6 protein-coding genes are annotated in these 11,941 nt (G+C 76.2%); 3 read left to right on the top strand and 3 right to left on the bottom strand.

Features of this window, described 5'->3' with window-relative positions; genetic code table 11:
* Window positions 1-441: 441 nt before the first annotated feature.
* Window positions 442-1,725 (bottom strand): sensor histidine kinase, encoded by a 1,284-nt coding sequence (locus ACWEVP_RS24925; protein ID WP_452064958.1) that lies wholly within the window; start codon window positions 1,723-1,725, stop codon window positions 442-444.
* Window positions 1,726-2,143: 418 nt separating this feature from the next.
* Here ACWEVP_RS24925 and ACWEVP_RS24920 point away from each other — a divergent pair, with 418 nt between their 5' ends.
* Genes ACWEVP_RS24920 through ACWEVP_RS24910 form a run of 3 tightly spaced genes read left to right on the top strand, consistent with a single transcriptional unit; the run spans window position 2,144 to window position 10,219 of the window.
* On the top strand, window positions 2,144-4,717 hold the full coding sequence (locus ACWEVP_RS24920) for a LuxR C-terminal-related transcriptional regulator (RefSeq protein WP_452064957.1): 2,574 nt from the start codon (window positions 2,144-2,146) through the stop codon (window positions 4,715-4,717).
* A complete protein-coding gene (locus ACWEVP_RS24915; protein ID WP_452064956.1) occupies window positions 4,701-7,475 on the top strand; it encodes an AAA family ATPase in 2,775 nt (924 codons plus the stop codon). The genes ACWEVP_RS24920 and ACWEVP_RS24915 overlap by 17 nt, the downstream gene beginning before the upstream one ends.
* A gap of 2 nt (window positions 7,476-7,477) precedes the next feature.
* Window positions 7,478-10,219 carry an ATP-binding protein gene (locus ACWEVP_RS24910; RefSeq protein WP_452064955.1) on the top strand — a complete coding sequence of 914 codons (2,742 nt, stop codon included), beginning with the start codon at window positions 7,478-7,480 and terminating at the stop codon, window positions 10,217-10,219.
* Between the two features lies 1 nt (window position 10,220).
* Here the strand turns inward: ACWEVP_RS24910 and ACWEVP_RS24905 are convergent, their stop codons facing one another.
* Together ACWEVP_RS24905 and ACWEVP_RS24900 are read right to left on the bottom strand one after the other, a co-directional pair.
* Window positions 10,221-10,868 (bottom strand): response regulator transcription factor, encoded by a 648-nt coding sequence (locus tag ACWEVP_RS24905; RefSeq protein WP_364462079.1) that lies wholly within the window; start codon window positions 10,866-10,868, stop codon window positions 10,221-10,223.
* 107 nt (window positions 10,869-10,975) lie between these two features.
* Complete coding sequence (locus ACWEVP_RS24900) at window positions 10,976-11,869, bottom strand: TIGR03619 family F420-dependent LLM class oxidoreductase (protein WP_452064954.1); 894 nt, start codon at window positions 11,867-11,869, stop codon at window positions 10,976-10,978.
* Window positions 11,870-11,941 lie beyond the last annotated feature (72 nt).

Genomic DNA, 11,941 nt, shown 5'->3' with positions numbered 1-11,941 from the left:
GGCGGTGCGGGCCGGAATGGTGGGCGCGGGAGCTGGCGACGGTAGCGCGCGGGCGGGCCTGGCGTGCGGGTGGCGGTGCGCGAGCAGGGGGCGGGCGGCGGCGTGGGCGGTCGACCCGCGTGGGCGGGTGGTCCGGCGGTGCGGGCCGGAATGGTGGGCGCGGGAGCTGGCGACGGTAGCGCGCGGGCGGGCCTGGCGTGCGGGTGGCGGTGCGCGAGCAGGGGGCGGGCCGCGGCGCGGGCGGCCGACCCGCGTGGGCGGGTGGTCCGGCGGTGCGGGCCGGAATGGTGGGCGCGGGAGCCGGCGACGGTAGCGCGCGGGCGGGCCTGGCGTGCGGGTGGCGGTGCGCGAGCAGGGGGCGGGCCGCGGCGCGGGCGGCCGACCCGCGCGGGCGGGTGAGCCGGCGGCGTCAGCCGCGGTGGCGGCCGACCCGCGCGGTGGTCAGCGGTGCGCGGGCTTCTGGCGCGTCTCCGTCGTCGGCACGTACGCCGGCAAGTCCGCCGCGATCCGGAACCCGCCGTCCGGCGTCGGCCCCGCCTGCAGCGTCCCGCCCACCAGTTCCACCCGGTGGCGCAAGCTCGACAACCCCAACCCCGACCCGCTGCCCGCCAGCACCTCGTCCGGCTGCCGCGAAGGGCGGGTGTTGACGACCCGGATCCCGACCCCGTCCCTCCGGTAGCGCAGCTTCACGCGGATCTCCGCGCCCGCCGCGTGCTTGCGCGCGTTGGTCAGCGCCTCCTGGACGATCCGGTGGACCGTGCGCGCGATCGTCGGGGACATCTGGGAACGCTCGCCCTCGACGTCCAGCTCGACCGGGATCCCCGCCGCCACCGACTCCGCCACCAGCGTCGCGGGATCCGGGGCCGGCTGGGCGGGCGCGCTGGGGCTCGGGCTCGCCATCCGCTCGGACACGTCGGCCGTCGTCGTGTTCAGCACCCCGACCAGGTCGCGCAGCTCGTCGAGCGCCATCGCGCCGCGGGCGCGGATCTCCTCGGCCGCCTTGCGGACGGCCGGCTCCTTCGAGCTGATCCCGAGCGCTCCGGCGTGCAGCACCATCAGGCTGAGGCCGTGGGTCAGCACGTCGTGCATCTCCGCGGCCAGCCGGCGGCGCTCCTCGAACCGGGCCTGCTCGGCCAGCAGGTGCGTCTCGCGTTCGGCCCGCTCGGCGCGGTCGCGCAGCTCCTGCAGCAGCTGACGGCGGGCGTCGAGGTACAGCACGACGGCCGCGGGGCCGATCGTGCTGAGCAGGCCGACCGGGGTGAGCGTCCAGCTGGGTGCCCACAGCGAGCTGCCGAGGACCGCCAGTGCCCCGATGAAGGCGAACGCGACGGGCGCGGGCTCCAGCCGGACCAGGAAGATCACGATCACCGACGTGACGCGGGGGAGGATCAGCGGGCTCGCCGGGTCCTCCGGGGAGAGCAGGCCGGGGGCGAGCGCGTCGGCCAGCACCGTCGCGAACGTCACGGCCAGCGCGATGCTCGCCACCGTCTTCGGGAACCGCCGCAGCCCGAGCACCGAGACGTCGACGAACAGCTGCAGGACCAGGTCCGCGCGGGGGCCCGCCCAGCCGGTGGTGGGGTGGCTGTTGAGGCAGATCGCCACGTCGAGCGCGCCGAAGATCACCGCCAGGCTGAGCAGGGTCGCCAGTTCGTGCTGGGGACCCGCCCGCGTGCCGAGTTGCTCACGCAGCGTGGTTCGCAGACCGGGGGTGGTGACGTCCGACACGGGCTCCACGGTAGCTTCCGGATCCCCCTCCCGGCGGCTGACCGCCGGTTCCCGGGCCGGACTAGCGACGAAAGTTGGCCGCTGGGGGACCGACCGTCAACTTTCGTTGGTTCCCCGTCACCCCGTCGGCCCACGGACGCCGAAGGGCACCTCAAGTCTTGGTTAAATGTCCGATTCCGGGGTCCGAGTAATGCTACAAGTGTGTCACCCGTAGGGGTGGTGACCTTCGCTGACAGCAAGGGTCACTCCTGGTACGGTCACTCCATAGTGGAGGAAGTGGCGCGCATCGGGCACCGACGGTGGTTTCCTTGCCGGCGGCGGTGTCAATAGTGTTCGGACGGTCAGATCCTTCGGCGGCTCTGGGGGCTGCGGGAAAAGGCTCGGTTTTGCCGAGCTTGCAGGAAAGGTCGATGGCGGCATGTCGGATCCCACTCCGAATCCGGTCTTCGCCCGGGATCCGGGCGCGCTGACCCGGTGCGCGGCACTGGCGTGGACGGAGTCCGCGCAGGCCCTGCTGGTGGACGCGGCGCCCGGTGGCGGCGTCCGGGCTCTGCTCGCGGGTCTGGAAACGGGGAACCCGGGCCAATCCGCGAATATCTTTCGCTTTTGTGCCGAACCGGCGGGTGAACCGGCCGAGTTCCACGCGCTCGCCGAACTGTTCACGAAGAACGACGATCCCGGCGGCGCCATTCGGCGCACCCTGGAACTGCCCGCCGCGGACGGTTCCGGAACGCACCGGAAATTCCGCACTTTGCGGTCGCTGTTGCTGGCGGGACCATTGCGGAAAAAGAATTCCGTCGTCATCGTCGAAGAAGCGCAGTGGTGCGACGAACCGTCATTGCGGTTCCTGGACTTCCTGCTGCGGTGCGGCCGCGGGGAGCGGTTTCTCATCGTCCTCTGCCGCCGTCCCGACGAGCCCGGCCCCGGGGTGTGGGCGCTCGGGCAGATCGGGGCGCAGGACCGGTGCCACCGCTGGGAAGTCGCCGCCCCGAGCCCGGTCGACGCGCTCGCCTGCCTGCCCGCGCAGACACGCAGCGTGGCCACCGCGGTCGCGGTGCTCGACGAACCGAACGTGCCGAGGGTGGCCGCTTTGTGCGGGTTGCCGGCGCGGTCGGTGCGGATCGCGATCGACGCAATTCGACGCGCGAATCTGTTCACCGGAAGCGTGCTCGACCGGTCGGTCCGTTCCCGGCTGCTCGCCGAAACGCCCGCCGACGAACTCGCGCGTATGCATTTGCATGCGGCCAGGATGCTGAACGACGACGCGCGGCCCGCCGCCGAAGTCGCCCCGCACCTCGGGGCGCTGCCGCGGCTCGACGAGCGCTGGATGGTCGACCTCGCGCTGGAAGCCGCGGCCGCCGCGAAAACCGGCGGCGACCCGGCGACCGCCGTCGCCCACCTGTCTCGCGCGGCCGAGGCCGAGCCGACGCGGCTCGACGTGCGGCTGGCGCTGGCCGCAGCCCGGCTCGGCCTCGACCCGGACGCGGCGATGACCGAGCTGCGCACGGCCGCACCCCATGCCCGCGACCCGCGCGACCACTGCGCCGTCGCGGTGCTCTACGCGCTCGCGGCCACCGCGCCGGTCGCCGCCGGCCACCGCGCTCCGGTCGGCGGCCTCGTCGACCGGCTGGCCCGGCGCTTCGGCACCGCCTCGCCCGCGGTGCCCGTGGCGGCCCTCGCCGCCGCGGCCACGACCCGGGAGGCCGCGCGCGGCCTGCTGCGGGACCGGGCCGCGACCGCCCCCCGCGCGGCCGCGGCCCGTCACCCCGGCGCCCGGGACCTCGCCGACCGGGCCGTCGCCCTCGCGTTGACCGGCCGCGGCACCGAGGTCGCCGCGGCCTGCGCCCGCGCCGTTGTCCGGCTGCCCGCGGCGGCCGCGTCGAGCGACGACCTGCTCGCCGCCGCGCGGACCCTGCGCCTGGTCGACGACGCGCCCAACACCCTGCGGGCCCTCGACCGCGCGGTGGCCGAGGCCGCGGTGCGCGGCGACCGGCCCGCGCTCGGCCGGGCGCTCGCCGCCCGCTCCCGGGTGCTGCGCGAAAGCGGCGACCGCGACGGCGCGCTCGCCGACGTCCGCGTCGCGGTGCTGGCGAGTGCCGGGCAGCGCCCGGACCTGATGGTCCGGACGACGCTGGCGACCGCCCTGCGCGACGACGGCGAGCCGGCCGCCGCCGAGCGGCTGCTGCGCGCGGCGTGTCCGGAGGAGCTGGCCGCCGCGCCGGCGGACCGCCACCTGTGGCTGCTCGGCCGGGCGCGCAGCCGCGCGCTGCGGTCCGACGTGGACGGTGCGCTGGACCTGCTGCTCGAATCCGGCCGCGACCAGGACGCGGCCGGCATCGGCAACCCGGTGTTCGCGCCCTGGTGGTTCACCGCCACCCTGCTGCTCGCCGGCGCGGGCCGGCACCGCGAAGCGGACGGCTTCGCCGCACGGGGGCAGGAGCTCGCCGCGAGCTGGCCGACCGCGACGGCCCGGGGCCTGGTGCTGCTCGGCCGCGGCGTCGGCGCGTCCGGGGCGGGGGCGGTGGAACTGCTCGCCGAGGCGAGCCGGGTGCTGGCGACCTCGCCCTGCCGCGTCGAGTACGCGCGGTCGGAATACCTGCTGGGCAAGGCGTTGACGCTCGCCGGCGACCGCAAGACCGCGCGCCGGCACCTGCGCCAGGCCGCGCTGCTCGCCGCCGGCTCGGGGTGGCACTCGATCGGCGGGCTCGCCAGGGACCTGCTCGAGGAGTCCGGTGGCCGGCTGCGGAAACCGCGCGCCGACGTGCTGACCCTGCGCGAACGCGAGGTGGCCGACCTGGTCGCCGGCGGCGCGAGCAACCGCGATGTCGCGAGCACCCTGTTCGTCTCGCCGCGGACCGTCGAGCTGCACCTGACCAACGTCTACCGGAAGCTGGCCGTGGACAGCCGCGCCGAACTGGCCGCGGCGCTGCGGGCGAGCGCGGGACGGGCCGTCCCGGAGGCCGCGAAGAGGACGCATGGGCTCGCCGGGTGAGGACGGGGTGGCCGGCCTGCCGCGCCAGCGCTGCGTTTCCGGGACGCGGCTGGCCGAGCGGGACGAGGAAGCCGCGCTGCTGACCGGGCTGGTCGGCGACCTGCGCGACGGACGTTCGGCGGTCGTGACGGTCACCGGCGCGCCCGGATCCGGCCGCAGCGCCCTGCTGGCGTCCGTCGCCGCGACGGCCGCGGCCGCCGGGTTCCCCGTGGCGCACGTGGCGTGCTGCCCGGCCGACCGGGCCGAGCCCTGCACTGTCCTGCACGAGGTGTTCGCCGGGCTCGGCGTCGCGCTGCCCGCGGCCGGGGCCGCCGTCGCCCCGGCGGACGACCGCGTCCTCGGCGAGCTGTGCCGGGACCTCTTCACGGCGCTGGGCGCACGGCCGCTCGTGCTCGTCGTCGACGACCTGCACTGGGCCGACGCCCCCACCCGGGCGTGGCTGCGGGTGCTTTCGGGGTACCGGGCCGAGGTGCCGGTGCTGCTGGTGGTCAGCGAGACCAGCGGGCTGGACACCTGGGAGCCCGCGACGGAGGCCACCCACGGGGTCCGGCTGCGCCCGCTCGGCGACGCCGCGGTGGCCGCGCTGGTCCGCGTGCGCCTGGCCGGGGCCGACGACCGGGTCGTCGAGCACGCCGTGCGCGGCAGCGGCGGGAACCCGGCGGTGCTGACCGAGGCGCTCCTGCGGCTGAGCACGGATCCCGGCGGCGCGCCGGAACCGGCCGGGCTGTTCACGCGAGTGGCCACCGAGCGCCTACTGCACCTCGTCGACGAGCTGCCGTCCGGGCTCCTCGCCGTGCTGCGCGTGGTTTCGGTGTGCCAGGAGGGGTTCGGCCCGGCCCTGCTGGCCCGGCTCGCCGGCTGCCCGCCGGACCGGCTCGCCGCGGACCTCGCCCGGCTGCGGGCCCTCGGCCTGCTCGCCGCGGACGGCAAGCTCTCCGGGCCGGACATCGGCCAGCGCGCGCTCGGCGGGATGACCGAGGAGGACCGCGACGCGTTCTTCGCCCGCGCGGCGAAGCTGGGCTTCGACCACGGCGTCGCGAACGCGGCCGTCGCGGCGATCCTGCGGCGGACCCGCGTGATCGGCGAGCCGTGGGTGGTGGAGGTGCTGCGCGCGGCGGCCCGGCCGGGCCAGGCCGGTGGCCGCGACGGGCAGGCGACGGCGTCGCTGCGGCGGGCGCTGCGCGAACCGCTCGAACCGGCGCCGCGCGCGGCCGTGCTGATCGACCTCGGCGCCGGGGAACTGCTGCTGGACACCGACGCCGGCGACCGCCACCTCGCCCAGGTGCTGTCCGAAGTGGACGGTCCTGGGCTCGGCCGGTACCGGCTGCTGGCGGCGGACCTGCTCAACGCGCGTGGCGGTCTGGGCGCGCGCACGCTCATCGCCGCGTTCCGCCGCCCCGACGTCTCGGTGGCCGAGCGCGACGCCTTGCTGGGCCTGTACTGGCTGGCCGACGGCGAACCCCAGGACCGGTCCGCGGTCGGCGGCTACGGCATGCCGCCGCTGCCCGAACGGCCGGCCGAGCCCGCGCAGGCCGCCGTCGCCGCGGTGCTGCTCGCCCGGCGCGGCGTGCGCCCGGCGCGGGTGCGCGGGCTCGCGCGGGCCGCGCTGGCGCAGCCGGTCGCGGACGCCGGCTCGCTGACCGTGCGCGCCGCGGCGGTCCGCGCGCTGACCCTCGCCGGCGACCTCGGCGAGGCCGCCGTCCACGGCGAAGAACTGCTCGCGCGGGCCCGCCGCCAGGGCGCCCGGACGCTGATCGCCCGCGCCCTCGTCGACCGGGCCGAACGGCACCTCGCGGCGGGCACCCTCGACGACGCGGCGGCGGACCTGGCCGAAGCGCACGAGCTGGTGCCGCCCCGGATTTGGCACCCGGCGCTGCGCGCCCGGGTCGTCGCGATCGAGGCGCGGGCGCACCTCGAAGCAGGCCGCCCCGACCTGGCCCGGCGGACGCTCGACCGCGACCACGTCGAGCCGGGACCGGGGCTCGGCAGCGCGTTCCTGTTGCACGCCAAGGGGATGACGCTGCTCGCGGAGGACCGGCCCGAGCAGGCGCTCGCCCCGCTGCGCGAGTGCGGCCGCCGGCTTTCCGCGCGGGGCTGGGAAAATCCCGAGCTGCTGCCCTGGCGGTCCGCCGTGGCCCGGTGTCTGGTGGCGACCGGCGAGCGGGCGGCCGCCCGGCCGCTGCTCGGCGAGGAACTCGCCGCCGCGAACACGTGGGGCACCCGGGCCGCCGTCGGCGGGGCGCACCTGGCCGCCGCGCTCACCCTCGGCCTCGAGGACCCTGACCGCGCCGGGCACCTGGCGCGGGCCGCCGGGCTGCTGGCGGGCACCGGCAGCCACCTGCGGCACGCGACGGCGCTGGTGGAGCTGGCGGCGATCGCCGAAGGCCGGCTCGAAGACGTGGTCGCTGCCGGTGCCGGCCGTCCGCGGCACGGAACCGCAGTGGGGGAACCCGCCGACGACCTCCTCGCGCGGGCGGGCGCGCTGGCGGCGCGGTACCGCTGGCCCGCCGTGCTCGCCCGGCTGCGCGAGCTGACCGGGGCCGACCGGCCACCGCTGCTTTCCGAGGCCCAGCGCCGGGTCGCGGACCTGGCGGCCACGGGCACCTCCAACGCCGACATCGCCGACCGGCTCGACGTGACCCGGCGGACGGTCGAGCTCCACCTGACCAACGTCTACCGCAAGCTCGGGATCGGGGGGCGGCGCCAGCTCGCCGAAGCGCTGGCCGCCGCGGGACGGCCGGGTGGCGAGGAGGGGTAGGCGTGACGCTGCCGGAACGCGAGACCGAGCTGCGCCTGCTGTGCGGTGCGATCACCGCGGCCGGGGCGGGGGAAGGCTCGGTCACGGTGCTCGGCGGGCCGCTCGGGGTGGGGAAGACCGCGCTGCTCAAAGAAGTCCTGCGGGTCGCGGAGGCGCGCCCCGGCGCGATGCGGGTGCTGACCGCGTCGGCGAGCCGGACCGAGCAGGACTTCGACTTCGGGGTGGCCTGCCAGGTGCTCGAGCCGGTGGTCGCCGAGGCGGACGAGCACGACGCGGAACGCTGGTTCGCCGGCCCGGCTTCGGCGGCGCGGTGGCTGTTCCCCGGCGCGCCGGGGTGGCCGGGGTGGGAACCGGACGGCCACAACGACGTGCTGACCACGCACGGCCTCGCCGGCCTGCTCGCCGCGATCGCCGGCGACCGCCCGCTCGTCGTCCTGATCGACGATCTGCACGTCGGCGACCGGCAGTCGCTGAGCTGGCTGCGGCAGTGCGCGCGGCGCATCCGCGATCTGCCCTGCGCGCTCGTCGTCACGGTCCGCGAAGGCGACCCGGGAGCCGACCGGCCCGCGATCCGCGAGCTGTGGGAGCTGGCGACGACGCGGCTCCGTCCGCCGAACCTGTCCGAGGCCGGTGTCGCGGCGGCGTTGCGCGCGGCGTCCGACGACCGGGCGGGCGATGCGCGGTTCGTCGCCGCCTGCCACGCGGCGAGCGCCGGAAACCCGTTGTACCTCACCGAAGCCGTGCGCGGTGACCACCGCACCGGGCCGTCGCTGCTGAAGGAGCGGCTCGCCGCCCAGCTCGCCGTGCTGCCGCCGGGGGTCGGCGAGTGCGCCAAGGCGATCGCGGTGCTCGGCGGCCACGCCGAGCCGTGGCTGGTCGAACGCCTCACCGGCGGTGACTCGGTGGCCGTCGCGGAGGCCGTGCGGACGCTGTGCCGGCTGGGGATCCTCGCTCCGGCGTCCCCGCCGCGGTTCGCCGCGCCCGTGGTGCGGGCCGCGGTCGAGGCGTCGACGACGGCGCCGGAGGACCTGCGGCTGCGGGTCCGCGCGGCGACCGTGTTCCACGAGGCCGGGTTCGCCGCCGAGACGGTCGCGGCCCAGCTGCTCGAAGTGCCGGCGCCCTCGCCGTCGCCGTGGATGCCCGAGGAGCTGCGCACCGCGGCCGACGCGGCAACCCGGCGCGGGCAGCCCGAGACGGCGGCGCGCTACCTGCGCCGCGCGCTGCTCGACCTGCCGCCGGACGGCCCGGACCGCGGCTGGCGGCTGGTGGACCTGGCGCTCACCGAAGCCGCGTTCGACGTCCCCGCCGCGATCCGGCACCTCACGCAGGCGGTCGGCCTGCTGCCCACCCCGCGAGAACGGGCCGAGGCGGTCACCCTGCTGCCGCTGTCGGCCTTCCTCCGGCCGGAAGCCGCCGTCCTCGTCGGGCGGGTCCGGCCGGAGGACGCCGGCGCGCAGGCCGGGCTCCGCCTGGAGGCGCGGATCCGGCTGACCCGCTGCGAAGACCCGGTGCTGCTGGCCGGCGCGGTCGACCGCCTGCGCGAGCTGGGCCCGGAGCCGCCGATCGGCACCGTCGCCGAGCGCGAGCTGCTGGCGGTGCTGCTCCACGCGGCCACCTTGAGCGCCGGCGTGCCCGCGGGGACCGTGGCCGAGCTGACCGAGCGGCTGCTGCGCTGCGCCCCCGCGTCGTCCACGGAGTTCGCCGGCACCGCGCCGCTGCTGATCATCTGCTCGTTCGCCGCGGGCTCGGCCGGGCAGCCGTCGTCCTGGCTGGAGAGCGCGGTCGGCGAGACGGCCGAGGGGCGGCCGGCGTCGCTGATCGCGGCGCGCGCGGCCGAGCTGGCCCAGAGCGGGCAGCTGACCCGCGCGCGGGCCACGGCCTGGGAGGCGTACGAACTGATCGGCGGCGACCTGGCCGAAGTGGCCGAATCGCTGGTGATGGCACTGGTCTCGGTCGCGATCATCGCCCGCGACGAGCGGCTCGCGGCCACGTTGGTCGAGCACTACGACGAGGCCACGCTGGGGCGGACCGGCCTGCACGTCCGGGCCGCGCTGCTGATGCTGCGCGGCGCGGTGGCGGCGGTCGAGGACCCCCGCGGCGCGCTGGCGCGGTTCCTCGACTGCGGCGCGGCCCTGCACCGCGCGGGCTGGCGGAACCCGGCGCTGTTCCCGTGGCGGACGTGGAGCGCGTGGCTCCAGCGCCGGCTCGGCGACCGCGTTTCGGCGGGCGAGCTGATCGAGGACGAGGTCCGCTGGGCACGCCGGTGGGGCGCGCCCGTGGCGCTCGGCCGCGCGCTGCGGATCAAGGCGTCGCTCACCTCGGGCGCCGAGGCGGATCGCGTGCTCGCCGAGTCGATCGGGATCTCGCGGGCGTCGGGCGACCGGCTGGAGCTGGCCCGCGCCCTGCTGGCGGAAGCGGCGCTGCTGTCCGGCGCCGAGGCGGCCGGCGACCGGTTCCGCGAGGCGTACCGGCTCGCCGAGGGCTGCGGGGCGCCGTGGCTCACCGGCCGCGGCGCGGAGGAGCCGGCCGGCCCGTCGGCCGCGCTCAGCGAGGCGGAGGGCCGGGTGGTCGCGTTCGCGCTGGACGGGTTGACGAACGGCGAGATCGCGGCCGAGCTCAACGTGAGCCGCCGGGCCGTCGAGAAGCATTTGACGAACTGCTACCGGAAGCTGGGGATTTCGGGGCGGGCGGAGCTCGCCGAGGTGTTCGGCGCGTGGGGTTTCGGGGCCCGCAGCAGCGCGTGAGTCAGCCCGCGAGACCCGCTTCGTGCGCCAGCAGACCGGCCTGGGTCCGGTTGGCGCAGCCCAGTTTCGTCAGCATCCGCGAGACGTAGCTCTTCACCGTCGCCTCGGACAGGTGCAGCTTGGCCGCGATGGCGGCGTTCGACATGCCTTCGCCGAGGCAGACGAGCATGTCCAGCTCGCGGTCGGTGAGGTCCGCCGTGCGCTCCCGTGCCTCCTGCGAGCGCTCGTGCTCGCCGGCCGACGCGGAAACCATCCGGCGGGCGGCCTCCTTGGACAGCACCGTGTGCCCGTCGGCCGCGACGCGCACCAGCCCGATCAGGTCCTCCGGGGGCGTCGACTTGAGCAGGAAGCCCGACGCGCCGGCCCGCAGCGCCTTGAGGACGTAGCTGTCGGTGTCGAACGTCGTGAGCGCGACGAGGGCGGGCGGGTCGGGGAGCTTGACGATCCGCTCGATCGCGGTCAGCCCGTCCACGCCGGGCATCCGCAGGTCCATCAGCATGACGTCGGGCCGGAAGCGGCCGGCGGCCTCGACGGCTTCGGCGCCGTCCTGCGCCTGCCCGACGATGTCGATGTCCTCGGCGGAGGTCAGCACCGTACGCAGGTGCGCGAGCACCATCGGCTCGTCGTCGACGATCACCAGGCGGATCACGCTGTCGTCTTTCCCTTGGGTGCGCACACCCCGCAGTATCGCATTGACCGGGTGCGCACCGCCTCCAGACGCGGAACCCGCCGCGGGGCGGGTTCCGCGCCCGGGCGTCAGCCCTTGGCGACCAGCTCGAGCAGGCGGCCGGTGAGGTCGAGGTGCTCGTCCACGCTGCTCGTCAGGTAGGTCAGGTCGACGAAGGTGTGGTCCGGCTCGAGGATGCCGACGATCTTCGTCACCGCCTCGGCGATCTGCTCCGCTTCCGTGCCGGGCGCGGCGTTCACGCGCAGCGCCACGCCGAGCGCCTGCGGGTCGCGCCCGGCCTTCTCCGCGTCGGCCCGCAGCTTGGCGAGGGTCGAGGTGAGCACGTCCGCGGGGAACTGCTCGGGCACCGACCAGACGGGCAGCCAGCCGTCGGCCCGCTCGGCGACCCGGCGCAGCGACTTCTCGCCGAACCCGGCCAGGTGCACCGGCGGCTTGCGCACCGGCTTGAGGGCGACGTGGGACTCGGCGATGGCGTAGCCGACGCCTTCGTGCACCACGGTGTCCTTGGTCCACCAGGTCTCGAGCAGGTCGAGCAGGTCGTCCAGCCGCTTGCCGCGCTCGCTCATCGGGATGCCGACGGCCGCGTACTCGTCCGGCGACCAGCCGATGCCGAGGCCGGGCAGCAGCCGGCCGTTGGAGGACACGTCGAGGCTGGTGAGCAGCCGGGCGAAGTTCGCGGGCTGGTACTGGGTGGCGTTGATGGTGCTGGAGCCGAGGATCGCGGTCTCGGTCACGGCGGCGGCGACGGCCAGCGCGGTGAACGGGTCCTGGGCGGTGTGGAACTCCTCGGGCATGGTGTCGTAGCCCGGGTAGGGCACGACGGGCGCGACCGGCGAAAGCAGCCGGTCACCGACCCACAGACTGGCCGCGCCTGCCTTTTCGGCTTCGCGGGCGTACCGCGCGATCCCGCCCGGTGTGGCCGCCGCCTTGCCGAAGACCGGAAGGCTGAAACCCAAGTGCATGAATTCTCCCCTGGAGAGCGAACGGACCTTGTGATCCTTCACCCACTAGTACTCCCGTTTAGTTGCTCGTTC

Source organism: Amycolatopsis sp. NPDC003865 (assembly GCF_053605345.1).
This window is presented reverse-complemented; position numbering and strand designations above follow the sequence as displayed.